Source organism: Bradyrhizobium sp. AUGA SZCCT0283 (assembly GCF_018130385.1).
Lineage (GTDB): Bacteria > Pseudomonadota > Alphaproteobacteria > Rhizobiales > Xanthobacteraceae > Bradyrhizobium.
The window spans coordinates 53185-76873 of record NZ_JAFCLU010000008.1; the positions used below are offsets into that span (position 1 = coordinate 53185).

At 62.4% G+C, this 23689-nt stretch carries 23 protein-coding genes; 14 read left to right on the plus strand and 9 right to left on the minus strand.

What is annotated here, in order from left to right:
- Positions 1-2: 2 nt before the first annotated feature.
- Positions 3-1403, minus strand: a complete 1401-nt coding sequence (locus tag JQ624_RS13315; protein ID WP_212419344.1) for a TAXI family TRAP transporter solute-binding subunit — start codon at positions 1401-1403, stop codon at positions 3-5.
- Between the two features lie 418 nt (positions 1404-1821).
- On the opposite strand from JQ624_RS13315, the gene JQ624_RS13320 reads away from it, so the two are divergent.
- Both JQ624_RS13320 and JQ624_RS13325 read left to right on the plus strand, forming a co-directional pair.
- Positions 1822-2175, plus strand: a complete 354-nt coding sequence (locus tag JQ624_RS13320) for a DUF3307 domain-containing protein (RefSeq protein WP_212419345.1) — start codon at positions 1822-1824, stop codon at positions 2173-2175.
- Between the two features lie 196 nt (positions 2176-2371).
- The gene (locus JQ624_RS13325; protein WP_212419346.1) at positions 2372-2776 is read left to right on the plus strand and encodes a hypothetical protein; all 405 of its coding nucleotides are present in this window, start codon (positions 2372-2374) and stop codon (positions 2774-2776) included.
- 113 nt (positions 2777-2889) lie between these two features.
- On the opposite strand, the gene JQ624_RS13330 is transcribed toward JQ624_RS13325, so the two are convergent.
- Positions 2890-3204, minus strand: a complete 315-nt coding sequence (locus JQ624_RS13330) for a YkgJ family cysteine cluster protein (protein ID WP_212419347.1) — start codon at positions 3202-3204, stop codon at positions 2890-2892.
- Positions 3205-3273: 69 nt separating this feature from the next.
- The gene (locus JQ624_RS13335; protein ID WP_212419348.1) at positions 3274-3972 is read right to left on the minus strand and encodes a YafY family protein; all 699 of its coding nucleotides are present in this window, start codon (positions 3970-3972) and stop codon (positions 3274-3276) included.
- 102 nt (positions 3973-4074) lie between these two features.
- On the opposite strand from JQ624_RS13335, the gene JQ624_RS13340 reads away from it, so the two are divergent.
- Both JQ624_RS13340 and JQ624_RS13345 read left to right on the plus strand, forming a co-directional pair.
- Positions 4075-4323, plus strand: coding sequence for a hypothetical protein (locus JQ624_RS13340; RefSeq protein WP_212419349.1), 249 nt, complete (start codon positions 4075-4077; stop codon positions 4321-4323).
- Between the two features lie 61 nt (positions 4324-4384).
- Positions 4385-5113 carry a glutathione S-transferase family protein gene (locus tag JQ624_RS13345; protein WP_212419350.1) on the plus strand — a complete coding sequence of 243 codons (729 nt, stop codon included), beginning with the start codon at positions 4385-4387 and terminating at the stop codon, positions 5111-5113.
- Here the strand turns inward: JQ624_RS13345 and JQ624_RS13350 are convergent, their stop codons facing one another.
- Entirely contained in the window at positions 5114-5746 is a 633-nt protein-coding gene (locus tag JQ624_RS13350; protein WP_212419351.1) for a pyridoxamine 5'-phosphate oxidase family protein, read from the minus strand.
- Positions 5747-5865: 119 nt separating this feature from the next.
- On the opposite strand from JQ624_RS13350, the gene JQ624_RS13355 reads away from it, so the two are divergent.
- A complete protein-coding gene (locus tag JQ624_RS13355) occupies positions 5866-6759 on the plus strand; it encodes a LysR family transcriptional regulator (RefSeq protein ID WP_212419352.1) in 894 nt (297 codons plus the stop codon).
- Here the strand turns inward: JQ624_RS13355 and JQ624_RS13360 are convergent.
- Both JQ624_RS13360 and pobA read right to left on the minus strand, forming a co-directional pair.
- On the minus strand, positions 6756-7184 hold the full coding sequence (locus tag JQ624_RS13360) for a PaaI family thioesterase (RefSeq protein ID WP_212419353.1): 429 nt from the start codon (positions 7182-7184) through the stop codon (positions 6756-6758). The genes JQ624_RS13355 and JQ624_RS13360 overlap by 4 nt on opposite strands.
- 215 nt (positions 7185-7399) lie before the next feature.
- Complete coding sequence (gene pobA / locus JQ624_RS13365) at positions 7400-8569, minus strand: 4-hydroxybenzoate 3-monooxygenase (protein WP_212419354.1); 1170 nt, start codon at positions 8567-8569, stop codon at positions 7400-7402.
- A 235-nt stretch (positions 8570-8804) separates the two neighbouring features.
- Here pobA and JQ624_RS13370 point away from each other — a divergent pair, with 235 nt between their 5' ends.
- The 9 genes from JQ624_RS13370 to JQ624_RS13410 all read left to right on the plus strand — a co-directional run bounded on the left by JQ624_RS13370 (position 8805) and on the right by JQ624_RS13410 (position 17551).
- The gene (locus JQ624_RS13370) at positions 8805-9821 is read left to right on the plus strand and encodes a TRAP transporter substrate-binding protein (RefSeq protein ID WP_212419355.1); all 1017 of its coding nucleotides are present in this window, start codon (positions 8805-8807) and stop codon (positions 9819-9821) included.
- 80 nt (positions 9822-9901) lie between these two features.
- Positions 9902-10411: a TRAP transporter small permease gene (locus JQ624_RS13375; RefSeq protein WP_212419356.1), complete on the plus strand. Its 510-nt coding sequence runs from the start codon at positions 9902-9904 to the stop codon at positions 10409-10411.
- Positions 10412-10416: 5 nt separating this feature from the next.
- On the plus strand, positions 10417-11733 hold the full coding sequence (locus tag JQ624_RS13380; protein WP_212419357.1) for a TRAP transporter large permease: 1317 nt from the start codon (positions 10417-10419) through the stop codon (positions 11731-11733).
- An 8-nt stretch (positions 11734-11741) separates the two neighbouring features.
- A complete protein-coding gene (locus tag JQ624_RS13385; RefSeq protein WP_212419358.1) occupies positions 11742-12203 on the plus strand; it encodes a DUF3237 domain-containing protein in 462 nt (153 codons plus the stop codon).
- Positions 12204-12397: 194 nt separating this feature from the next.
- Positions 12398-13198: a crotonase/enoyl-CoA hydratase family protein gene (locus tag JQ624_RS13390; RefSeq protein WP_212419359.1), complete on the plus strand. Its 801-nt coding sequence runs from the start codon at positions 12398-12400 to the stop codon at positions 13196-13198.
- A gap of 1 nt (position 13199) precedes the next feature.
- Positions 13200-15089 (plus strand): feruloyl-CoA synthase, encoded by a 1890-nt coding sequence (locus JQ624_RS13395; RefSeq protein ID WP_212419360.1) that lies wholly within the window; start codon positions 13200-13202, stop codon positions 15087-15089.
- A gap of 31 nt (positions 15090-15120) precedes the next feature.
- Complete coding sequence (locus JQ624_RS13400; protein WP_212419361.1) at positions 15121-15882, plus strand: SDR family NAD(P)-dependent oxidoreductase; 762 nt, start codon at positions 15121-15123, stop codon at positions 15880-15882.
- A 9-nt stretch (positions 15883-15891) separates the two neighbouring features.
- Positions 15892-16311, plus strand: coding sequence for a thioesterase family protein (locus tag JQ624_RS13405; protein WP_212419362.1), 420 nt, complete (start codon positions 15892-15894; stop codon positions 16309-16311).
- A gap of 88 nt (positions 16312-16399) precedes the next feature.
- Complete coding sequence (locus tag JQ624_RS13410) at positions 16400-17551, plus strand: ABC transporter substrate-binding protein (RefSeq protein ID WP_212419363.1); 1152 nt, start codon at positions 16400-16402, stop codon at positions 17549-17551.
- A gap of 96 nt (positions 17552-17647) precedes the next feature.
- On the opposite strand, the gene JQ624_RS13415 is transcribed toward JQ624_RS13410, so the two are convergent.
- The 3 genes from JQ624_RS13415 to JQ624_RS13425 form a co-directional block, all read right to left on the minus strand.
- Positions 17648-19579 carry a multicopper oxidase family protein gene (locus tag JQ624_RS13415; protein WP_212419364.1) on the minus strand — a complete coding sequence of 644 codons (1932 nt, stop codon included), beginning with the start codon at positions 19577-19579 and terminating at the stop codon, positions 17648-17650.
- A 175-nt stretch (positions 19580-19754) separates the two neighbouring features.
- On the minus strand, positions 19755-22328 hold the full coding sequence (locus JQ624_RS13420; RefSeq protein ID WP_212419547.1) for an EAL domain-containing protein: 2574 nt from the start codon (positions 22326-22328) through the stop codon (positions 19755-19757).
- A 655-nt stretch (positions 22329-22983) separates the two neighbouring features.
- Positions 22984-23652, minus strand: a complete 669-nt coding sequence (locus JQ624_RS13425; RefSeq protein ID WP_249129781.1) for a hypothetical protein — start codon at positions 23650-23652, stop codon at positions 22984-22986.
- Positions 23653-23689 lie beyond the last annotated feature (37 nt).

Genomic DNA, 23689 nt, shown 5'->3' on the forward strand with positions numbered 1-23689 from the left:
TTTTAAGCGCTCTGCGCGGTCTTCACCGCCACCACTTTGTCATCCTGGGGCGGCGGGTGCCGCTTGAGATGTTCGCGGCGCAGGCCGATCTCGTCGCGGACGAATTCATAGCCGAGCTTGAAGGTGTCCAGCCCGTCGCTGGAGATGGTGCCGTCGCGCAAGCCTATCACTACGCCGCGCAGGATCATTTCGAGTTCGTCCTGAAGTTCGTCGAGGGCGTCGAGGCTCGTGGCGTATTCCATGCGCTCGCCGATATCGAGAATGGCGGTTGCGAGCTGGCTGGCCTTCTCCGGCGCGATCCGGGTGACCTTGGTGTAGATGGCGGCAAAGATTGTGCCGATGATACTGAGCGCCGCCAGGGCGACATACATCAGGTCACTGTAGCGCTCGATAAAGGACTTGATTTCGTCGTTGATGTATTCGGCGGCGCCGGGATGCGCCACGATGAAGGCATCCTTGTCGGTTGCTGCGGGCTCGATCTTGGACGCGAAGCCGTCGGTGAGCGAGAGCTCGGCCTTGTTCTCGTAGATGATCCGCGCCAGGTCGCTCACGGTCGTGGTCGAAAGCTTGGATTGGGCGACCAATAGCCATTCGAGCCCGATCGTGTCGACGTCTTCCGCGGGCACGGCGGGGGAGGCGGACAGCATTCCGGTCGCCACCGTTTCCTCTGATATCGCCGGGTATTTCCTGGCGATCGCTTTCGCCGAATCGATCGCATTCAGGGTGAAGCCGCCGCGTCTGGTATATTGCTCGTAGCTCTTGTCCTTCACGATCTGCGAAGCGTGCGCGATCTTGACCACGGCGCCGAAGCCTGCTGCGAACAGCTGGTCGAAGGTCGCGCCCGGCGGCGCCATCTGGACCCGCGCGCCCGCATCCGGGGTGTCCGAGAGCTCGAGAATATTGCGCATTAGCGCGCCGCCGCTCTCGCCGTCCGCGATGACCGCGATCTTCTTTTTCTTCAGCTCGGCGATGGTTTTGATTTTCTTGCCGGTGGGGCTGATCAGCAGAAGCAGGTCGTGTTCGAGGATCGCAACTGCGCGGGCGCGGGGCGGTATCCTGGCGTCGGTGCGCAATATCGCAAGGTTGGCTTCCTTGCGGTCGAACTGCGACAATGCCTTGGCGTTGTCGCCGTTGGGCACGATCTTGAGCCGCAGCCGCGAGGAATTATTCTTCAGCACCGTCGCCAGCCGGGCGGCGAAGCGCGCCTCGGGGCCATTGGCCTCGCCGACGGCAAACACCAGCGTCTCCGAATTGCGCAGCCAGGTCCGGCCACCCCACACCGCGGCGGCGGTCAGGATCAGGGTCAGGATGGAAAACAGCAGGATCTGGGTCCGGTTGCTCTTGACGACCCGCAACCGGCGACGCGGCATTTCCGGAGGCGGCGTTGGGGCTTCAGCACTCATGGCTCGTACCCGGGGTCAGGGACGTGTCGCCGCCGAGCAGGCCGCAGGCCGTCCGAATGAATTCGTAAATGCCTAGAAAAGAACGATAATTTTGCCCGCCGGCCGATGATAGCCCGCTCCTATGGGATTGCAAAGCGCGCCCGCCGGTAACCTTACCTTGCGGGCTACGCCGCGCGCCGTTGCCGCAATATCGCAGTTCCGCCACACCGTACGATTTTCAGACTACCCACAGGTGCATTCCGGCGCGGGAGGTGTCATAAATAAAGGCAACGTTCGAATAGTCCGGGTTTGACAAGAACATTGTGCTGACAGCCTAGGTCCCGGTTTTTCGCCACCTCTCTAGTCCCAGCAAAGGGCGTCAGCTTTGTTGTTTCCTTCGATGTCGTCCGCGGTCCCGGTAGGTGCGCTGATAGGATGGATGCTGCTTCTCACCGTGAAGCACGTCATTGCCGACTTCATGCTGCAAAATTCCTGGATGGCGATCGGCAAGGATCAAAAGACCGGCTGGGCCTTGCCGCTGTTGGCGCATTGCCTCGTGCACCTCGCGGTATCGATGGCGCTGATCCTGATCGTCGCGCCGCGATTCTGGTTCGTCGCCTTCATCGACTTCGCCATTCACATCACCGTCGACCGCATCAAGGGGATCATCGCTTCCCGGTTCGGCGTGACGCTGGAGAACGAGCATCCGTGGTTCTGGACGCTGATCGGCGTCGATCAGGCGCTGCACCATCTCACCGGTTTCGGCCTGTCGATCTTCATGGCGGCGAACTGATCCCGCACGCCGCGGCATCGGCCTCACGGTTTCAATCCTGCTCCGGCATCGGAAGCCGCGCATCCGCGCCGGTGCGAATCATGTCCCGATTCCAATTCAGGCGTGGCTGGCAAGTCCCCCCGGAACACTACTGATGCGCGTGGTTAACCTTTCATTAGAGTATTGCACTGCATCTTCCGCAAAGGGAGAACCCGCAATGTTTTCAAGCCGCGACGCCTTCGAGAACGATTTCTGTCCGGTCCGCGACGAGTTGCTCGGCGCGATGTATCGCGCCAACGCCAACGGCCTGCCGCTGCTGGTGGAGAGCGTTTCGTCCGAGGTCCGCGCCATGCTGGCGCTATTCTGCTACCGCCGCAGCCACCTCCACGCGCTGGCCGTTGCCATCGCGGCGAGTTGTACCGAACGCGAGCTGGTCCATCTCGGCGGCCGGGTCGGTTCCACGCTTTATGCGCTGTCGCGCGAGCCCGCCGCGCGTTCCGCCTCGTCGTCCTCCCACGGCGGCCGCAAGCCGATCACACTTTCGACCAAGCCGCTCTCGACCTTCAAGCCGATCGAGGACGAGATCGACGACGAAGATTTTGCCGAAGCGGTGACGGCGTAACACAGCTATCGTAGCCCGGGTGAAGCGCAGCGTAGCCCGGGGGGTCTCGTAACCGGCCAAAGCGGTCCCGGATTGCGCTTCGCTTCATCCAGGCTACTGCCCCGCGCGAAACGTCACACCAGCACCGGCATTCCGTGCCGCTTTCGCGCCATCGCGCATTCGACATCGCCGGGCATGCAGGTACGGCACACCTCGGGCCGCACCGCATAGATCAGGCACGCCGTCGCCTCGCCGACCTTGCCTGACAGCGCCGAACAGCGGTCGCCGTCGCAGCGCATTCCCGACAGTCTTTCGTTGACGAATTTTTCCGGGATCAGGTCGAGCGCCGCATCGTCCTCGATGGTGAAACGCGGCCAGTTCTGCGAGTAGCTGCAGCAGGCGCCGCAGGCCTGGCACGGGCTTTCGTTATCGGCGGCGGTTCCTTGCATACCTCGCGTTTAGCCCGGAATGACGGCCGCGGCCAGCTATCCGTGTCAGGTATCCGTCAGGTGTCCCCTTCAGGTATCTTTGGGCGCTTCCCAGACCAGGCTGCGCCGCCATTTCGCCCGCAGGATGTCGCGCCGTTCCGGATATTTTTCGTCGTGATAGACCGCGTCGACGACGCGGTCGGTGCGGAAACTGCGGAAATCCTTGCGCAGTTCGCACCACGCCGCGAGTATCCGCACCGCCTCGTGATAGCCGACAGCGATCGGCCAGATCGTGCGCTGGCTGTCGCGGCCGTGCTCATCGCGATAGTTCAGCGTGATTTTCTTGCCCTCGTGGATTTGCGTCCGTGTCCGCACCATGTCGATACGGTCGGGCTCCCGGTTCCATGCCGATCGGGCGCGGCTGGCAGGCTCCAGCACGAATGGCCGCAGGCGTTCCGGCACGGTCTCCGCGACTTTTGCCATCAGGTCCTGCGCTGCGCGTGCCAGCGCGGGATCGGCGTGGCCGACCACCCATTGCGCGCCAAGCACGCAGGCCTCGATCTCATCAGGCGTGAGCATCAACGGCGGCAGGTCGAATCCTTTTTCCAGGATGTAGCCTACGCCGGCTTCGCCGCGGATCGGCACCCGCTGTTCGATCAGGGTCGTTATATCGCGGTAGATGGTTCGCTTGGAGGTCTCCAGTTCGGCCGCAATCGCATCCGCCGTCATGGGCTTGCGGGTGCGCCGAAGCACCTGAATGATCTGGAACAGCCGATCGGCCCGTCGCATGGCTCGTTCTCTTTTCTAAAAGCACCTGCCCGATGCTGACAGCATGTTGGCAGCAGGGGGTGGGTATATCGGGACAACACCTCAAGTGAAGGGAATTTGTCCATGACGATTTTCAGCGAATTCGGCTTCCGGGGAAGCCGCGGACCTCTCCTGAATGCCCAGGGATTTGCGTTGGAACAGCTGGTTTCCATCCATTGCGTCACCACCGATCTGCGCTGGGCGATGGTTGAGCTGGCGTGGCGTTCATTCACAGCAATGTGCGCCTTTGCGCAAGGGCAGCTTGTCTCGTGGGCGCGCAGGGCCCGTACGCCGCGGTCCGAAGAGGGCCGCGGCCGGCATTGCTGCTGCTGACACCATGGTGGCAGCAGGGGGGCGCTAGCCTCGGGCACGTTTAAGAAGATCGGAGACCAGCATGATTACCCTTTATGGCTTCGGCGCCGGTTTCGGCCTGCCGGAGATCAGCCCTTTTGTGACCAAAACCGAGGTCCAGCTGAAGATGGCCGGTCTTGCCTATCGCAAGGAGAGGGCAAAGCCACCGGCCTCGCCGAAGGGGCAGTTGCCCTATATCGTCGATGAGGCCGAGACGATCGCCGATTCAACCTTCATTCGCGCGCATCTGGAAGCCAAATACGGTTTCGATTTCGATGCCCCGCTCAGCCTGCAGGCGCGTGCGCAGGCCTGGGCCTTCGAGCGGATGATCGAGCACCATGTCTATTGGGCGCTGGTCGGCGCGCGCTGGGTCGATGGCGACAATTTTGCCAAGGGCCCCGCGCATTTCTTCGACAGCGCGCCATTGCACTTGCGCGAAAAACTCCGCGAGGACGCGCAGTTCCGCGTCGCCGAGAATTACCTCCTCAGCGGCCTCGGCCGCCATGCGCCCGAAGAGGATATCGATCTTGCCGTTCGCTCGCTGTTTGCGTTGTCGGTGCAGCTTGGCGACAAGGCCTTTCTGATGGGCGAAACGCCATGCGGCATGGACGCCACCGCCTTCGGCGCGCTCGCCGGAATTTTGACGCCGTTCTTCGAATCGGCGCTGCGGCAGCGGACGGAGCAATTCGCCAACCTCACCGCCTATGTCGACCGGATGATGCTGCTGTATTATCCGGAATTCGCCTGGGCGCCGGTGCAGCAAGCTGCGTGATCATGGCGTAGCCGACGCGGACTGGCCCTGCAATGCGACCAGTTCCGCTTCGAGTTCGGCGATGCGGGCGTCGCGCACTGCGAGAGCTTGGGCAACATCCGCAGCATCGAACTTCTGCGGGATATGTTGCGGGCAGTTGGTGTCCCACGCCGAGATCTTGAACAGGATGACCTGCTCGGGCCGCGCCTTGTAGCCTTGCGGCATCAGCGATTTCGTCAGAGCGGGATCGTCTTCCACCACGCGCGCCTCGCCCCAGATCTTCACGCGGCGGCGGTGTGCATAGTCCATCACGAAGATGTGCGCCTTCGGATTCTCCGACAGGTTGCCCTGCGTGATGTACTGCCGGTTTCCGCTGTAATCGGCAAACGCGATGGTGTTCTTGTCGAGGATTTTGACAAAACCCTTCGGCCCGCCGCGGTGCTGGATGTAGGGCTGGCCGTCGGCGGACGCCGTCGCGAGATAGAAGCTGTTGGTTTCGGCGAGGAAGCCGGCGAGATTTTCGTCGATCTCGACGCGCCAGCCGCCGCGCTCCTCGACATGGGCATAGGCCTCGCGCGAGCCCTTGCGGGTCTGGATCGCCTTCACCGCCGGAGTGAAGGCGACATCGCTGGAATAGGTGTGAATGTCAGACATCTGAGCCTCCGGTGATGGGGCGCCAAAACGGTCGTCCTTGATCCACAAGATGGATGTTCCCAGAAGTAAAACAATCTTGGGAGTTGACACTACACTATTGCCGGATATGCAATAGTCCTATGGACCGGATCGATGCCATGCAGGCCTTTGTGGCGGTGGCCGACCTGCGGGGCTTTGCCCCCGCGGCGCGCAAGCTTGGGCTGTCGCCTTCGGGCGTCACGCGGCTCATTGCGGCGCTGGAGGATCGTCTCGGCGCACGGCTGCTGCAACGGACGACGCGGCAGGTGACGCTGACCGACGCCGGCTCACGTTACCTTGAGCGGGCGCGGCGGATTTTGGTCGATATCGCGGAGGCGGAGGACGCCATCGAGGGCGAGCGCACGCGGCCGGAGGGGCAACTCGTCATCTCGGCGCCGGTCGGGTTCGGCCGGCTGCATGTCAGCGGAATCGTGACCGCCTACCTGAAGCGCTATGGCGATGTCGGCGTCGACCTCCGTTTGTCGGATCGCATGATCAACCTCGTCGAGGACGGTGTCGATCTCGCGGTCCGGATCGGCCATTTGCCCGACTCAACGCTGGTGGCACGCCATGTCGGCGAGATGCGGCGGATCGTGGTGGCCTCGCCCGGATATCTTGAGAAGCGTGGTGAGCCGGGGCGGCCGCAGGAGATTTCCGCGCATGACACGATCCAGTTCGGCGCCATGACGGCGGCGCTCGACTGGCGATTCGTCGAGGATGGCCGCGAGATCCGCGTCGCCAGCACGCCGCGTTTAGCCACCAACAGCTCCGACGCCGCGCTCCAATATGCGGAAGCGGACGGCGGGCTGACGCGGGTGATGGCCTATCAGGCCGCCGAATCGCTTAAAGCGCAGCGGCTTAGAATCGTACTGGCGCCGTTCGAACAGCCGGCGATGCCGATCCAGATCGTCTATCCGACGTCGCGGCTATTGTCGGCGAAGGTCCGCACGTTCATCGATCTCGTGACCGAAATGGCCGACTGGCATTTCGGCTAGCTCACCGGCCCTTTCTTCGGCACCACGCGAAACGTCGCGTTGGCGCGTGCGATCACGACGCCGTCGGCCTTGATCAGGCTCTGTGCGAAGCAGATCGTTCTGCCGGTTTTGACGACGTCGCTCTCGACCACGAGCCATTGCCCGACTTCGGCGGTACCGACGAAATCGACCGCGAGCCCGATCGTCACCAGCGAAGACACGCCGCCCATGCGATGGGCGCAGCTATGGCCCATGGCGTTGTCGGCCAGCGCTGCAATCAGCCCGCCATGAATCAGGCCGCGGCCGTTGGTGTGCGGTTTTGCAAGACGCAGGCCGATGATCACGGCCTCGTCGGTCCGCTTCGAGTAAAGCGGCTCCCAGGGATCGGTCAGTGGGCTCTTGCGGGTGTGGCGCTCAAAACCCTCGGGAATGTCGGTGCTGGTCATTTGCAACTCTCGCGTCATTGAACGCAACGCGCCTGCGAAAGTCATCGCCTACAAAGTTTTAAACGGGATTTCGACGGGTGTTTGAAATGCCCCCTGGCGCCAACCGCTCGTCATTGCAAGGAGCAACGCGACGAAGCAATCCAGCCTTCCTCATGTGTGGTGAGATGGATTGCTTCGCTTCGATCGCAATGACGGCGATGTTATCCGGCGCCTCCCTAAAACGGCAACCCTACATAATTTTCCGACAGCGAAGCCGAAGCCGCCTTGGAGTTGACGACATAATCCAGCTCGGCAAGCTGGATGCGGGCGCCGAACTCGCCCTCGTCGGGAAATTTGTGCAGCATCGAGGTCATCCACCAGGAGAAGCGCACCGCCTTCCAGACCCGCGCCAGCGCGCGTCCCGAATAGCCGTCGATGCCGGCGGCGGATTTCTCGTCGTAATATTCGCGGAGCGCCTGCGAGAGATAATGCACGTCGCTGGCGGCGAGGTTGAGACCCTTGGCGCCGGTCGGCGGCACGATGTGGGAGGCGTCGCCGGCCAAAAACATCCGGCCGAAGCGCATCGGCTCGGCGACGAAGCTGCGCAGCGGCGCGATGCTCTTTTCGATCGAGGGGCCGGTGACGAGTTCGTCGGCCGCTTTCTGGTCGATCCGGCGCTTCAGTTCGTCCCAGAAGCGCTCATCCGGCCACTGCGCGATATCGTCGTCGAGCGGGCATTGCACATAGTAGCGGCTGCGCCGGGTCGAGCGCATGGTGCAGAGCGCAAATCCGCGCGCGTGGTTGGAATAGATCAGTTCGGGGCTGACCGGCGGCGTTTCCGACAGGATGCCGAGCCAGCCGAACGGATAGATCCGCTCGTAGGTCTGGATCGCCGACGGTTTTACGCTGGCGCGGCTGATGCCGTGGAATCCGTCGCAGCCGGCGATGAAGTCGCATTCGATCTCGTGGCTGACGCCGTCCTTGACATAGCTGACGCGCGGGCGGTCGGTGTCGAAATCGAGCGGCTTGACGTCGGCGGCCTGATAGACGGTGGTGAGGCCGGCCGCCTTGCGCGCGTTCATCAGGTCGAGCGTCACCTCGGTCTGGCCGTAGATCATCACGGTCTTGCCGGTGGCGCCGTACATATCGATGCGGTGGCGCGCGCCGCCGAACGCCAGCTCGACGCCATGGTGGACCAGCCCCTCGCGGTGCGCGCGTGCGCCGGCGCCGACCTCGTCGAGCAGCGCCACCGTGCCTTCCTCGAGCAGACCGGCGCGGATGCGGCCGAGCACATATTCCGGCGTCTGGCGCTCGAGAATGATGTTTTCGATGCCGTAAAGGTATAATAGTTGCCCAAGCAACAATCCTGCCGGACCTGCACCTATGATTGCTACTTTTGTCCTCAATCCTGGCTCCCCGATTGCTGTAGTCTGCAGGCAGGTCACCTGCAGACTTGCCCCGATAATTATATCATATAACGTTTTTGGCAAAGCACGTTGGTGCAAGAACCGTGAAGTGCAGTTCGCCGCACCGCAAAAACGATGCGGCCGGATCTCCGCCTTGAAAAAGCGGGTGGGCTAGATAACATGTTAACTAACGGGGCCGCGCAGAAGGCCTGTCATGCCAGGGGAGAGAATGTCCATGAGAAAAGCGTTGTTGGCGCTGCTGCTTGCAGCCGGTGTGACGCCTGCGTTGGCGCAGGAAAAGACCTTCGAACTGAAATTGTCGCACTGGGTGCCGGCCTCGCACCCGCTGCAGAAGGCCCTCGAAGACTGGGGCTCCGCAGTGGAGAAGGAGTCCGGCGGCACCATCAAATACAAGGTCTTTCCCGCCCAGCAGCTCGGCAAGGCGTTCGACCATTACGACATGGCGCGCGACGGCATCGCCGACGTCACCTATGTCAACCCCGGCTATCAGCCCGGCCGGTTCCCGATCATCGGCGCCGGCGAATTGCCGTTCCTGATGTCGGACGCCAAGGGCGGCTCGATGGCGCTTGACGCCTGGTACCGCAAATATGCCGAGAAGGAGATGAAGGACGTCAAGTTCTGTCTCGCCTTCATCCATTCGCCCTCGACGTTCCACTCCCGCACCAAGAAGATCGTCACGCCCGATGACATCAAGGGCATGAAGATCCGTCCCGCCCATGCCACCATGGCGAATTTCGTGACCCAGCTCGGCGGCACCAATGTGCAGTCGTCGGCGCCGGAGGTCCGCGACATCATCGAGCGCGGCGTCGCCGACGCCGTCACTTTCCCGTGGGGGTCGATCGTGCTGTTCGGTATCGACAAGGTGACGAAGTATCACATCGAAGCGCCGATGTACGTCACGACCTTTGCCTTCGTGATGAACAAGGACAAGTACAACCAGATGTCCGACAAGCAGAAGAAGGCGATCGACAACAACTGCAGCACGGAAGCCGCCGGCCGCGTCGGCGAACCCTGGGGCAAGTTTGAGGACGGCGGCGTCGAAAAGATCAAGGCGATGTCCGATCACGAGGTCTACAAGCTGACGCCGGAGCAGACCGCGCAGTGGAAGAAGGCGGCTGAACCGCTGGTCAAGACTTGGGGCGAGGGCGTCAAGAAGAACGGCGGCGACCCGGACGCGGCGCTGGCTGAACTCAAGGCTTCGCTCACCAAGTACAACGCGCTCGCGCAATAGAAACGCAAACGCCTTCGTCGGCGGCAGGGGTTCTTCTGCCGCCGTTTTGGCCCTGCCATCGCCAGCCGTTCGGAGCGGACATGAATCGCGCGTGGATGGATCGTTTCATCGACACCATCGAATGGATCGCCGCCGGCTTTGTCGGCATCGTGGCGCTCAACATCTTTATCGGCGTCCTGCTGCGCAACACCCTCAATTATTCGATCCCGGATTCCTTCGACATCGGGCGCATGCTGCTCGGCATCCTGATCTTCTGGGGCATCGCCGCCACCAGCTATCGCGGCGGCCACATCACCGTCGACCTGATCTGGGCCAATGTCGGCCCGAAATACCAGCGCATGATCGACGTGTTCGCAACGCTGGTGCTGCTGTTCGTGGTGTCGGTGCAGACCTATACCTTGTTCGACAAGGTGCGCGGCACCTATAATGACAACGTTCTCACCTTCGACATGCACATGCCGACCTGGCCGTTCTTCGCCATCGCCTGGGCCGGCGACGGCGCAGCTGTGCTCTTGATCGCGATCCGCACCTACCGGCTGATCTTCCATCCCGAAGATATCCATGATGCCAAAGTAAAGACGGTGGAGTAGGTCGTATGGGTACCGACGCCGTCGCCGTCCTCGGATTTGTCGCGCTGTTTGCGCTGATGCTGCTGCGCGTGCCCGTCGGTATGGCGATGGGCCTCGTCGGCGTATGCGGCTTCGGTTATCTGGTCGGCTTCGCGCCGGCGCTGAAACTGGTCGGCCAGACCTCGATGCGCACGGTGACCGATTACACCTTCGGCGTGATTCCGATGTTTCTGTTGATGGGAACGTTCGTCAGCAATTCCGGCATGAGCCGCGAGCTATTCCGCGCGGCCAACGGCTTTGTCGGCCATCTCCGCGGCGGGCTGGGCATTGCCACCGTCGCAGCCTGCGGCGGCTTTGCCGCGATCTGCGGCTCGTCGGTGGCTACCGCCGCAACCTTCTCTGCGGTCGCCTATCCGGAAATGCGCCGCTTCGGCTATCCGCAATCCTTCGCCACCGGTGTGATCGCGGCCGGCGGCACGCTGGGCGCCATGCTGCCGCCGTCGACCGTGCTCGCGGTCTACGGCATCATCACCGAGCAGGACATCGGAAAACTGTTCATTGCCGGAATCATTCCCGGCCTGCTCGCGATGACCATGTACATGATCACCATCGCGCTGATCGGGTATTTCCGTCCCGGTTTTCTGCCAAAGGGAACGCACACCACCTGGTACGAGCGGTTTGCCGGCCTGAAGGATATCTGGGCGCCGGTGCTGCTGTTCATCTTCGTGATCGGCGGGCTCTATGGTCTGCCGTTCCTGCCGCGCTTTACGCCGACCGAGGCGGGCGGCGTCGGCGCCACCGGGGCGTTCCTGATCGGCGTGCTCACCGGGCGGCTCGACAAGGAAAAAATCCTGAACTCGCTCTTGCAGGCGACCCGCACCGCGGCCGCGGTGTTCACGGTGCTGATCGGCGCGCTGATCTTCGGCTATTTCCTGACGGTGACGCAGACCCCGCAGAAGGTGACGGAACTTCTCACCGGCCTCGGGCTCGGCCCCTACGGCATCCTCGCTTTGATCATGGTAATGTATCTGGTGCTGGGCTGCCTGATGGATGCGATGGCGATGATCATTCTCACGGTGCCGATCATCTTTCCGGTCATCATCCATCTCGGCTTCGATCCGATCTGGTTCGGCGTCATCATCGTGATGACGGTGGAGCTCGGCCTGATTCATCCCCCTGTCGGCATGAACGTGTTCGTGATCAAGAGCGTGGTGAAGGACGTGTCATTCTCGACCATCTTCCGGGGCGTGATCCCGTTCGTGGCGACCGACCTGATCCGGCTGGTGATCCTGATCGCATTTCCGGTGCTGGCGCTGTGGCTGCCGCAACGGATGGCCGGATAAAGCACGAGATGATCCCGCAGCTCTCGACCAAATATGTCTTCACCATCACCGCCCGGATTGGCGAGGTGACCTCGGCGGGCGAGATCGGCACCGGCGTGCGCCGGATCATCCCGATCATCGGCGGCGAGGTGAAGGGCGAGGGCATCAGCGGCAAGGTCTGCCCCTTCGGCGCCGACTTCCAGATCATCCGGCCCAACGAACTGATCGAACTCGAGGCAAAATACGCCTTCGAGACCGATGACGGCGCGGTGGTCTATGTCGAAAACAAGGGCCTGCGCTTCGGTCCGGTCGACCTGTTGCAGAAGCTGAAGCGCGGCGAGCCGGTGGACCCAAACCTGATCTATTGCCGCACCGTGCCGAGATTTGAGACCGGGGCCGCAAAATACCGCTGGCTGATGGAAAACCTCTTCATCGGCTCCGCCGCCCGCCACGCCGACCGCGTCGTCATCGACGTGCACCAGGTGCTGTGAGAAAGCTTGCTGCGGCCGCCTTCATTGCGAGGAGCGTAGCGACGAAGCAATCCATACCTCCCCAGCGGGGCTATGGATTGCTTCGCTTCGCTCGCAATGACGGGGTGGGGCCACCAGGGCCATAAGACCCGTATTGACTCCTCCCACAATCGTTATAAAATATAACTATTCTGCACAGGAAGTAATATACGCCCATGGGAAACGCCTCCACCGTCGCCGCGGATCAATCCGACCTGCTCAAGATCGAGCAGAAGGGCGCGGTGCTGACCGTGGGCCTCAACCGCCCGGCCAAGCGCAATGCGCTGAACGACGGCATCATCCTCGCGATCCAGGACTGCTTCTCCAATCTCCCCGAGGGAACAGGCGCCGTGGTCATCCATGGCGTCGGCGACCATTTCTCCTCCGGCCTCGACCTGTCCGAACTGACCGAGCATGACGCCACCGAGGGGCTGCGGCACTCGCAGATGTGGCACCGGGTGTTCGACCGTATCCAGTATAGCCGCGTCCCCGTGATCGCGGCGCTGAAGGGCGCGGTGATCGGCGGCGGCCTGGAACTGGCCTGCGCGGCGCATATCCGCGTCGCGGAACCGAGCGCCTATTTCGCGCTGCCCGAGGGCCAGCGCGGCATTTTCGTCGGCGGCGGCGGATCGGTGCGGCTGCCGCGGCTGATCGGCGTGGCGCGGATGATCGACATGATGCTGACGGGCCGGGTCTATTCGGCAACCGAAGGCTCGGCCTATGGTTTCTCGCAATACCTCACGGACGCCGGCGGCGCGCTGCCGAAGGCGCTGGAACTGGCGGAACGTGTGGCTGCGAACGCGCCGCTGACCAATTTTGCCGTGCTGCAGGCGCTGCCGATGATCGCGGAGGCCAATCCGCAGACCGGCCTGTTGATGGAATCCCTGATGGCGACGGTGGCGCAGAGCGACAAAGAGGCCAAGCGCCGCATTCGCGCGTTTCTCGACCACAAGACCGCAAAGGTGAAGCCGACCTGACATGAGCGCCAAGCCCAACATGTCCGCCTCGACCGAATCCGCCGCGCGCGCCAATCATCCGCTGCGCCCGATTTCGTTCGGCACGCCCGCGGTGCATGTCGAGCGCCGCGACGACGGCACCATCTATCTGCGCCCGAAAGCGCAACTGCTCGAATATCCGGCGCGCATCACCGACCGCCTGCATCATTGGGCCGCGGCCGCGCCCGATCGGGTCTTCATGGCGGAGCGGAACGCCGCACGGGGCTGGCGGCAGATCACCTATGCGGAACTGCTCGCGTCGTCGCGGCACATCGCATCTGCGCTGCTGGCGCGCGGCCTTTCGGCCGAGAGGCCGGTCGTCATCCTGTCCGGCAACTCGATCGATCATGCATTGATCGCGTTCGGCGCGCTCTATGCCGGTATTCCCTTCTGCCCGATCTCGCCGGCCTATTCGCTGGTGTCGCGGGACTACGGCAAGCTCGGCTACCTGATGAAGCTGTTGACGCCGGGCCTCGTCTTCGCCGATGACGCCACCAAATTCGCCGATGCGCTCGCCGCCAACGTATCCTTCGGCATCGAGATCGCGGCGTCGCGCGGTGCGGTGCCCGGACGTGAAGTAACCACGCTGGCGGATCTGATGGCCACGCCGTTGCATCCGCGCCTCGACGCGGTGCATGAGGCCATCGGCCCGGACACGATTGCAAAATTCCTGCTGACGTCGGGGTCGACCGGCAATCCGAAGGCGGTCATCAATACGCAGCGGATGATCTGCGCCAACCAGGTGATGCTGCGCGAAACGCTGGCGTTCCTGAAGGACGAGCCGCCGGTCATCGTCGACTGGCTGCCGTGGAATCACACCTTTGGTGGCAATCACAATATCGGGCTGACGCTGTACAATGGCGGCTCGATGTATCTCGACGAGGGCAAGCCGATGCCCGGCGGCATCGAGGAGACCGTGCGCAATCTCCAGGAGATTTCACCGACCGTCTATTTCAACGTGCCCAAGGGCTATGAATCGCTGCTGCCCTATCTGCGCGACGATGCGGCCCTGCGGAAGAAATTCTTTGCTCGCCTCCATGCGATGTTCTTCTCGGGTGCTGCGCTGTCGGCCTTTGTCTGGAACAGCCTCGACGAACTTTCGGTCCGGGAAACCGGCTATCGGGTGCCGATGCTGACCGGCCTAGGCGCCACCGAGACCGCGCCGTTCTTCATGTCGGTCAATCCGCTCACCAGCCGCTCCGGCCATGTCGGACTACCGGTGCTGGGCAATGACGCGAAACTCGTGCCCAACAACGGCAAGCTGGAGGTTCGCGCCAAGGGACCGAACGTGATGCCGGGCTATTGGCGTCAACCTGACATGACCGCGAAGGCCTTCGATGAGGAGGGCTTCTACAAAATGGGCGATGCGCTGAAACCCGCCGACCCCGATAATTTCGACGCCGGCTTCGATTTCGACGGCCGCACCGGCGAGGACTTCAAGCTCGCCAGCGGGACATGGGTCAGCGTTGGCCCGTTGCGCGCGCGCTTCGTTACGGCCTGTGCGCCCTTGGTGCGTGACGTCGTCATTGCCGGCATCAACCGCGACGAAATATCGGCGCTGGTGGTGCTCGACCTCGATGGTTGCCGCCTGATCAACCCAACGCTTCCATCAGACGATCTGGCCGCTGCGGCGTCCGATCCGCTGATCGTTGCGGCCTTCCGCGAACGCTTCCAGGGACTTGTCGCAGGCGCGACCGGCTCGTCGACCCGGGTCACGCGCGCGGTGCTGCTCGACAGACCGCTGTCGATCGATCGCGGCGAGGTCACCGACAAGGGCTCGATCAACCAGCGCGCGGTTCTGGAGAACCGCAGCGCGCTGATCGAGGAAATTTATTCGCCCGCGCCGCCGGCGCAGGTAATCACGCTGTCATGAATTCGAAGAACAGTTTGTCAGGGAGAGCACCATGCAGTTGAAGGACCAGGCCGCCATCGTCACCGGCGGCGCATCGGGATTGGGGGCTGCGACCGCGCGCCGGCTCGCGGCACAGGGCGCCAAGGTCGCGGTCTGCGATCTCAACGCCAACCTTGCTGAGGCCGTCGCGGCCGAGATCGGCGGCGTTGCCGTGATCTGCGACGTTTCCGATGCGGCTTCGGCGGAAGCTGCCGTCGCCAAGGCCGCTGCGGCCCATGGTCCGGCGCGCGTGCTGGTGAACTGCGCCGGCATCGGTGTCGCCAAGCGCGTGATCGGCAAGGAAGGGCCGATGGCGCTCGGCGATTTCGAAAAGGTGATCAAGGTCAACCTGATCGGCTCCTTCAACATGCTGCGGCTGGCGACAGCTGCCATGTCGAAGCTGGAGCCGCTTGCAACGGGCGAGCGCGGCGTGGTGATTTCCACGGCTTCCGTCGCGGCCTATGACGGCCAGATCGGCCAGTCCGCCTATTCGGCCTCGAAGGGCGGCATCGTCGCCATGACGCTGCCGATCGCGCGCGAACTGGCGCAGTTCGGCATTCGCGTGCTGACGATCGCGCCGGGCCTGTTTCTCACGCCCTTGCTCGCCAATTTGCCGCAGGAGGCGCAGGACTCGCTTGCCGCCTCGATCCCGTTTCCGCGCAGGCTCGGTCAGGCCGATGAGTTCGCCTCATTGGCGCTGCACATGATCGACAACCCTTATTTGAACGGCGAAGTGGTGCGGCTCGATGCCGCGCTGCGCATGGCGCCGCGCTAGGGATATCCAATGTTCGTCAACCGGCGCGACGTACAGATCCAGTGGGGCGATTGCGACCCCGCCAACATCGTTTACTACCCGCGCTATTTCGCAATGTTCGACGATTCCACCTCGATCATGTTCGAAGCGGCCGGTTTCTCGAAGCAGGACATCATCCACAAATACGGCCTGGTCGGCATACCCATGGTGGATACGCGGGCGAAATTCCACATTCCCTCGACCCATGGCGACTGGATCAGGATCGAAAGCCGGATCGAGAGCTTCAAGCGATCCTCTTTCGAGGTGATCCACAATGTGTTCAAGGGCGAGGCGTTGGCGATCGAAGCGTTCGAGACCCGCGTGCTGGTCGGCAAGCATCCGGACGACCCTGCAAAGCTCAAATCGGCGCCGATGCCGCCGGAGATCATCGATCGGTTCATGCGGGGCTGACTCAGTCCCCCGCATGACCTAAAGAAGGGGCTGAATGGCTCACGGGATTTTGCTTAAAACGATAAATAGATAATCAAGGGAGGAATGAATGAAGAAAGCTTTTCTGTCCGCTGCTTCAGTTGTGGCGGCGCTGGCGCTAACGGGCCTGCCGGCCAAGGCGCAAACCAACGAGATCACGGTCGGTATTTCCATCACCACGACGGGCCCTGCCGCGGCGCTCGGCATTCCCGAACGCAATTCGCTCGACTTCGTACCGAAGGAAATCGGTGGCGTGCCGATCAAGATCATCACGCTCGACGATGGCGGCGATCCGACCACGGCGACCACCAATACGCGGCGCTTCGTCACCGAGTCCAAGGCCGACATCATCATGGGCTCCTCGACGACGCCTTCGACGGTCGCGGTCTCCACCGTGGCGAACGAGGCCGGCATTCCGCATATCGGCCTCGCGCCGTTCCCGATCAACGAAGCGCGCATCAAATGGTCGGTCGCCATGCCGCAGCCGATTCCGATCATGGGCAAGGTGCTCTACGAGCACATGAAGGCGCACGGCATCAAGACCGTCGGCTATATCGGCTACTCCGATTCCTACGGCGATCTCTGGTTCAACGATTTCAAGAACCAGGCGATTCCGATGGGGCTGGCCATGGTCGATGAGGAGCGCTTCGCGCGTCCGGACACTTCCGTCGCGGGCCAGGTGTTGAAGCTCGTCGCCGCCAATCCGGACGCGATCCTGGTCGGCGCCTCCGGCACCGCCGCGGCGCTGCCGCAGACCACGCTGCGCGAGCGCGGCTACAAGGGCCTGATCTACCAGACCCACGGCGCCGCCAGCATGGACTTCATCCGCATCGCAGGTCCCGCCGCTGAAGGCGTGATCATGGCGTCCGGTCCGGTGATGTCGCCGGAAACCCAGCCCGACAGCGCGTTGACCAAGAAGCCGGGCCTCGCACTCAACACCGCCTATGAAGCCAAGTATGGCGCCAACAGCCGCAGCCAGTTCGCCGGCCATTCCTACGACGCCTTCGAAGTGCTGAAGCGCGTGGTGCCGGTGGCGCTGAAGAAGGCAAAACCGGGAACGCCGGAGTTCCGCGAGGCGATCCGCCAGGCGCTGCTCACGGAAAAGGAAATCGCGGCCAGCCAGGGCGTCTACAACTTCACCGAAAAGGATCGCTACGGGCTCGATGACCGCTCGCGCATCATCCTGACCGTGAAAGACGGAAAATACGTCCCGGCGAAGTAGGAACAGATATTCCTGTTTGGACTCAGGTGATCATATCGATCAAGCCGGCCTCTCCCTCGGGAGGCCGGCTTTTTCTTGCCCATTCCCGGAAACACGTCAGGCCGGCTGGCCTGGCTGCAGTGGACCAATCCGATACGGCCTCATCATCTCGTTGTCTTCGTGTTCGGCAATGTGGCAGTGCCAGGCGAACTGACCTTGCGCCGTGAATTTCAACCGGATCCGCGTCACCTCTCCCGGGTATGCAATGACGGTATCCTTCCAGCCGTTTTCTTCCGGTCGCGGCGCCCGCTTTCCCCCCACCGGCAAGCCCGTCTTTGGATCGAATCTCTGCCGGTCGACGATCTGGAAGAAGACGGCGTGGACATGCATCGGATGGGCGTCGCCGGTGAAATTATAGATCGCCCAAACTTCGATTTCGTTCGGAGAAGGATTTTCGCTGGCAGGCTCATGCCATCTTCGGGCGCGGATGCCTCCTGGCAGACCGGCCGCGAGATCGATCGTGCCGAGCGTCATGTCTCCTGGAAGCTCTTGCATGGCGGGGCTCATCGTCATTGTTTCCAGAAGCGCGAGCGGTCGTTCAACCCCACCGTCGAGGTGAACGATATGGGGCAGAACCAGGCGAGCGGGATCGCTGGTCTGATCAGAGCCGTCAGGTCTTCGATCGACGCGAAACTGCATGACCCGGCCGGTCGTGCGTGGGTCCGCCGGGCGCCCGACCTTATCGGTCTGGTACGGGCCGTCAGGGCCGATGTTCCGCAGCGTGATATTCTGGCCAGGTCTGACCTTGGCAAAGTCGACGATGACGTCTGCCCGCTCCGCCGGGGCCAGCAAAAGCTGCTTCATCCTGGCCGGTGCGCGCAGATACCCACCCTCCGTCCCGATCTGCCAGATATCGACGCTCGGGTCGCTGAATTTCAGAATCAGGAAGCGCGAGTTGCATCCGTTCAGGATGCGAAGGCGGTAGCGTCGCGGCTCGACCGAATGGTAAGGCCAGGCCCGGCCGTTCACCAACATGCAGTTACCGTAAAATTCGGGCACCCAGATTGGCGACACGTCGCCCTTCGGAATATACGGGCCGGCATAGCGGTCGAAGAGTCGGCGCGAGTCCGGGTAAAAGAGCGACCCGTCCGCATTGAAGGACCGGTCCTGGATGACGAGGGCGATCTCGTACTGGCCGTCAGGAAGCGTCGCCGTATTGTTTCCGCCCGCCAGGGTCGGATGATCGGAGGCAGCCTCGCTGCGAATGATATAAAAGCCGGCAGGTCCGGCATAGAGATTGAGACGCGTGATCCCGAGCGCGTGGTCATGAAACCATAATGTCGAGGGGCGCTGCGAGTTTGGATACCGACAGGTTGCCTGCCCCGAAGCCCATCCGCGTCCTCCCGACTTGGTTTTGAAGAAATCGTACCACGTTCCCTCTCGCGCGTGATCCGGCGAAAGGTTCGAGGCGGCCGTCAGGTACCAGGCTTCGGGGTAGCCATCGCTCCAGTCCTCGACGTTCTCCATCCCGTGAACGTGGGTGACAATGGGAACTGGACCCTTATAGGGGCCGGGAGTCGTGGTGAAGGTCGAGCGCATGTCGCGGGGGCCGGGCGGATTGGCCCAGTGCAGTGTCGGATCGACCGGGAGAAGATGCGGAAGATAATGTCCATCCGCATCCTTCAATTCATTGATCCAGGTTACCTCGGCGGCAACGCCGCGCCGTGCTTCAATGGTCCATGCAGGCGAATGGAAAGTACGATCGTCTGCGGTCGATCCGTAAGCCCACACTTCGGTTGCTGCGAACGGCTGCGGCAGGATTTGCTGGGAGATTTGTCGCATGGCGATGCTGTAGGCATTTGGGCTCGACGGGGGCATTACCGGCAGAACCGCCAGCGGGGCAACAAATTTCGGAACGTTTCTGGCATTCAGTGTCCCGCCCGCAACCGGAGTTGCAACGGCTTCAATGTTTCCCAGGCCATCCAGGGCGAACAGGCCCAATGTTGTGCCGCCGAGATAGGACAGGAAATATCGACGGTCGATCCTCATTGCACTCACCGGCAGCGGTTCCATGGGAAGCTGAAATGAGCGCATCTGCCAGGCGAGCGCAAGCGACAGTTGGATTGCGCGTGCGCTCGCGTGCTGGCGGCTGGAGCATGACCGAAAGAGATATAGAGCGGATGACGATTCGAGGAAGAGTCATCGCGCTCCGAGGACGCGTGGTCTAACCGCCCGTGGACGCAACCAGCAACGACGGCGTCGGTTGCGAACGGGCCTCGTCGACGCTTCGCAGCATCATCCGCGCCTGCTCGGCGACATGGTCGAGCAGCCATCGCTCGAACGCTTCGGGCGACATCGCGGGCGCGCAGAGATAGCCCTGCACGACGTCGCAGCCGAGCCCGGCCAGCAGCTTGCGTTGTCCCTCGGTTTCGACGCCCTCGGCGACCACGGCCATTTTCAGGCTCTGGCCGACGCGGACGACGGCGGTGGCGATTGCGAGCGCGCTGGCGTCGCGCTCGATGTTGCGCATGAAGCTGCGATCGATCTTCAATTCGCGGATCGGCAGATGCGCCAGCCGGCTCAGGCTCGAATAGCCGGTCCCGAAATCGTCCAGCGACAGGCCGACGCCGAGCTTGCGGATCGCATTCATGGTCTCGATCGCGGCCGAACGCTCGTTCACGAGCACACCTTCGGTGATCTCGAGCATCAATGTCTGGGGCGGAAGGCCGTTGGCCGCGATGGTCTCCGCCACCACGGCGGCGAGCTTCGCATTCTGAAAATTGAGCGGCGACAGGTTGACCGCCACGCAGGGGACGTCCAGTCCGGCCTGGCGCCACGCGGCCATTTGCCGGCATGCTTCGCGGATCGACCACAGGCCGATCTGCTCGATCAGGCCGACTTCCTCGGCCAGCGGGATGAATTTCGAAGGCGGGACTTCGCCAAGCTCGGGATCGTGCCAGCGCGCCAGCGCTTCGACGCCGTAGAGCGCGCCGTCGATAGTTCGGGTCTGCGGCTGATAGACGAGCTTCAACCGGTCATTGGCGATGGCCTGGCGGAGCGCTGCGCTGAAGACGAGCCGCTGCTCGGCAAGCCGGTTCATGTCGGCGCTGAAGAAGCGATGGGTGGAGCGGCCCGCCTGCTTGGCCTTGTACATCGCCGCATCGGCCTGCTGCATCAGCGTATCGATGTCGGTCGCATTGTCGGGATAGATGCTAATGCCCATGCTGGCGGAAATCGGCACCTGCCTGTTGTCGATCCACAGCGGCGACGCCAGCGCTTCGGTGATGTTGGAGGCGACCAGCGAGGCGCGCGACGGATCGCAGTTCGGCAGCACGATGACGAACTCGTCGCCGCTCAGGCGTCCCAGCAGGTCGGACGGCTGGATGCGGGCGCGCAACCGTTTTGCAAATTCAACAAGCAGCGCGTCGCCGGCCGAGTGTCCGAGCGTATCGTTGACGTCCTTGAAGTGATCGAGATCGAGAAACAGCAGCGCGAGTTGCTTTCCCCTGCAATCGTCGATCGCCTGGTTGACCAATTGGCGCAACTGCGCCCGGTTCGGCAACCCGGTCAGCATGTCATGGTAGGCGAGCCGGGCAATCTGGGCCCGCGCCTCCTTGCGCTCGATCGCCAGCGCACCGAGGTGAACGCAGGCATCGACGATCCGCTGATGCCAGCGGCTCGGCGCCCGGGGCTCCCTGAAATAGAAGGCGAAGGTCCCGATCACGCGGCCGTCTTTGGCCTTGATCGGCGTCGACCAGCAGGCCTTCAGGCCGACCTCGAGCGGCCGCGTCTTGTACGGCTGCCAGCGCGGATCGGTGTCGAGATCTTCGGCCAATGCAGGCTTGCCGTAATACGCCGCCGACCCGCACGAGCCGACGTCCGGACCGATGGCGACGCCGTCGAGTGCGCGGGAATAGTCGTCGGGCAGGCTGGGACCACCCAGCGGGTGCAGCAACCCGTCGGAATCGACATGCAGCACCGAAGCGACGACATCAGGTGCAATGGCTTCGACGCGCCGGCAAAGCTGGTCGGCAATCTCGGTGAGCGGAAGCTCGTCAGCCAGCGCGCCCATGATCAGTTGCTGCAGCGACCTCAGCTGCTTGTTTTCGCTGATATCGGTCAGCAGGGCGAATACGTATTTGATGCGCCCGCGATCGTTGCGGAACGCCTTGACCGTGGCCGAGACCCAGATCTCGTCGCCGTTCTTGTCGTAGGCGAGGACTTCCTCGCCGTCGCCGCGTCCATCGCAGATCCGGCGACGCAGCCTGGTCAGGGTCTTGCGGTCGGTCAACCGTCCGGCGAGCAACTGGTTGGCCTGTCGTCCCTTCGCTTCCTCGGCCGAGTATCCGAACATGCCGGAGAACGCCGCGTTGGTATAGATGACGCGCAGGTTGCGATCGGTGAGGACGACGGCGCGGGTGGTCTTGTCGGCCACCAGGTTCAACAGCGCGATCCGTTCGCGCCGTTCGACCTCGGCGGTGATGTCGCGAACAAAGACCATATAGCTGCTTCGGCCGCCGATCTCGACGCGCGAGGCCGACACCGATGCCCGAAGCCGGCTGCCATTGGCGCGCCGGATGGTGATCTCGGAACTCGGCCGGAGGTCGGTAAGCCCGAGACAGCTTGCATCGAGGCCAAGAATGTCCGCGCGGGCGACGCCCCAGATCGATTCCGCCGCAGCGTTGAAATGGCTGACATGCAGGTCGCTGTCGACGATCACGACAGCCTCGCTCGCCTGCTCAAGCGCTGCCAGCAGGAATTCGGTTGTGTCGACCGTGGGGCAATCGGAGGCGTGCATCATCTGACCTTGTGACCCGGCAGCCACCGTCTCCGCCCGGTGCCGGGCGCAAGGTGACCGCAGTACTGCAAGCGTATGAGGCCGCGAGTGTTCAGGAAGTTGTGCAACTCACTAGGAGCGGCGGGAACTCGCATCATGCTTAAGATTTCGTTAGTGAAAGGAACGGGCTGTGGCGTCCCAAGGAGCCACCGGAGCGCGGTGCAGATAGGCTGAAGCAGCGAGGGTCTTTGCGATTGCCTTCAGACAACCGGCATTGCGGAGAATGCCCCCAAACAGGACACGACGCGGGTAGCCCAATTCGGTCGTGAATGACCCAAGGGGCACCGGTGAAACAGCAACCTCAGCCAGCCTTCGTCGGCCGCTAGGATTCGGTCGACTTGCGCCGTCGGTGAATGACCGGTTCGCTTTTCAGCGGAGCACAAGAGCTTTTTTCCGCTTCTTCCCTGGTGGATTCGGAGCTTGTCCACACCTGCTGGACACCGTTGAAGAACAAATAGCGGCAGTGCTTTTTGTAAAATGGCACCGGATAGTCGTCACTTAGTCGTGCAGCTATTATCTCGGATCCGACCAGGACCCCGCGATTGAGAAAGTAGCCAGCCGACAAGAGCACTGCCAATCCCAATAAAGCCCAACGCGTTGGCGATAATCGCATCCGCTATTCTTCCATGCATTTAAGAATGAAGGCTGTGCGGTCTCTGGGTAAAACACCCTCATGCACAGCCTGCTCTCGACATTTGAGCTGCTCCATGTGCGCGGCGAGTGCCTTGGTACGTCGCTCTTCAGCAACCGTATCGGCTACCCTTATCATCCTCACCCTGATTGGTGATCCATCCGACTCAAACTGGAATTCGTATTTCCGTCCGTTTCCGTCGGCGGCATTACAAGAGACGCTGGACACCTGCTGTGTTGCAAAATTCCCGATCTGTTTGCACGTTCCAGTCGACAGTTCGACGGACGGCGTCGGCAATCCATCGACCTTGGGCCTGTCCTTGGATTTCAACAGCATTCGGTCGATCGATAGTTCGTATAGATTGTCCCGCTCTCTCTTACTTTTCTCTCCTGAAAACGTAATGATGTGACTATCGTCGTCCGGGTCGTTCAAAGGCACGGTGAAACCGGATCGGCCCCCAGGGCTATGGGAAAAGGCCACGGTGGTGCATGAGAAGTCGCGCTCGGCAATTTTTAACGTGCTGCACTTGCCACTCATCGATGCGAACATGTCGATCTCAGGTCCATGCCGCTCGGTCTCGTCAGCAAAAACCGCGACTGAGGTAACCGAAAAGGACATGAACGCAACGGCGGCCACCCGCCAGTAGATGCGCATGAAAGTATCCCCAAGCCAAAATCCGGTTCAATCTGCG

Bases quoted from the DNA above. Each gene is read 5' to 3' on its own strand.
- JQ624_RS13315 (WP_212419344.1), bottom strand. From the start codon at position 1,403: ATGAGTGCTGAAGCCCCAACGCCGCCTCCGGAAATGCCGCGTCGCCGG.
- JQ624_RS13320 (WP_212419345.1), top strand. From the start codon at position 1,822: ATGCTGCTTCTCACCGTGAAGCACGTCATTGCCGACTTCATGCTGCAA.
- JQ624_RS13325 (WP_212419346.1), top strand. From the start codon at position 2,372: ATGTTTTCAAGCCGCGACGCCTTCGAGAACGATTTCTGTCCGGTCCGC.
- JQ624_RS13330 (WP_212419347.1), bottom strand. From the start codon at position 3,204: ATGCAAGGAACCGCCGCCGATAACGAAAGCCCGTGCCAGGCCTGCGGC.
- JQ624_RS13335 (WP_212419348.1), bottom strand. From the start codon at position 3,972: ATGCGACGGGCCGATCGGCTGTTCCAGATCATTCAGGTGCTTCGGCGC.
- JQ624_RS13340 (WP_212419349.1), top strand. From the start codon at position 4,075: ATGACGATTTTCAGCGAATTCGGCTTCCGGGGAAGCCGCGGACCTCTC.
- JQ624_RS13345 (WP_212419350.1), top strand. From the start codon at position 4,385: ATGATTACCCTTTATGGCTTCGGCGCCGGTTTCGGCCTGCCGGAGATC.
- JQ624_RS13350 (WP_212419351.1), bottom strand. From the start codon at position 5,746: ATGTCTGACATTCACACCTATTCCAGCGATGTCGCCTTCACTCCGGCG.
- JQ624_RS13355 (WP_212419352.1), top strand. From the start codon at position 5,866: ATGGACCGGATCGATGCCATGCAGGCCTTTGTGGCGGTGGCCGACCTG.
- JQ624_RS13360 (WP_212419353.1), bottom strand. From the start codon at position 7,184: ATGACCAGCACCGACATTCCCGAGGGTTTTGAGCGCCACACCCGCAAG.
- JQ624_RS13370 (WP_212419355.1), top strand. From the start codon at position 8,805: ATGAGAAAAGCGTTGTTGGCGCTGCTGCTTGCAGCCGGTGTGACGCCT.
- JQ624_RS13375 (WP_212419356.1), top strand. From the start codon at position 9,902: ATGAATCGCGCGTGGATGGATCGTTTCATCGACACCATCGAATGGATC.
- JQ624_RS13380 (WP_212419357.1), top strand. From the start codon at position 10,417: ATGGGTACCGACGCCGTCGCCGTCCTCGGATTTGTCGCGCTGTTTGCG.
- JQ624_RS13385 (WP_212419358.1), top strand. From the start codon at position 11,742: ATGATCCCGCAGCTCTCGACCAAATATGTCTTCACCATCACCGCCCGG.
- JQ624_RS13390 (WP_212419359.1), top strand. From the start codon at position 12,398: ATGGGAAACGCCTCCACCGTCGCCGCGGATCAATCCGACCTGCTCAAG.
- JQ624_RS13395 (WP_212419360.1), top strand. From the start codon at position 13,200: ATGAGCGCCAAGCCCAACATGTCCGCCTCGACCGAATCCGCCGCGCGC.
- JQ624_RS13400 (WP_212419361.1), top strand. From the start codon at position 15,121: ATGCAGTTGAAGGACCAGGCCGCCATCGTCACCGGCGGCGCATCGGGA.
- JQ624_RS13405 (WP_212419362.1), top strand. From the start codon at position 15,892: ATGTTCGTCAACCGGCGCGACGTACAGATCCAGTGGGGCGATTGCGAC.
- JQ624_RS13410 (WP_212419363.1), top strand. From the start codon at position 16,400: ATGAAGAAAGCTTTTCTGTCCGCTGCTTCAGTTGTGGCGGCGCTGGCG.
- JQ624_RS13415 (WP_212419364.1), bottom strand. From the start codon at position 19,579: ATGAGGATCGACCGTCGATATTTCCTGTCCTATCTCGGCGGCACAACA.
- JQ624_RS13420 (WP_212419547.1), bottom strand. From the start codon at position 22,328: ATGCACGCCTCCGATTGCCCCACGGTCGACACAACCGAATTCCTGCTG.
- JQ624_RS13425 (WP_249129781.1), bottom strand. From the start codon at position 23,652: ATGCGCATCTACTGGCGGGTGGCCGCCGTTGCGTTCATGTCCTTTTCG.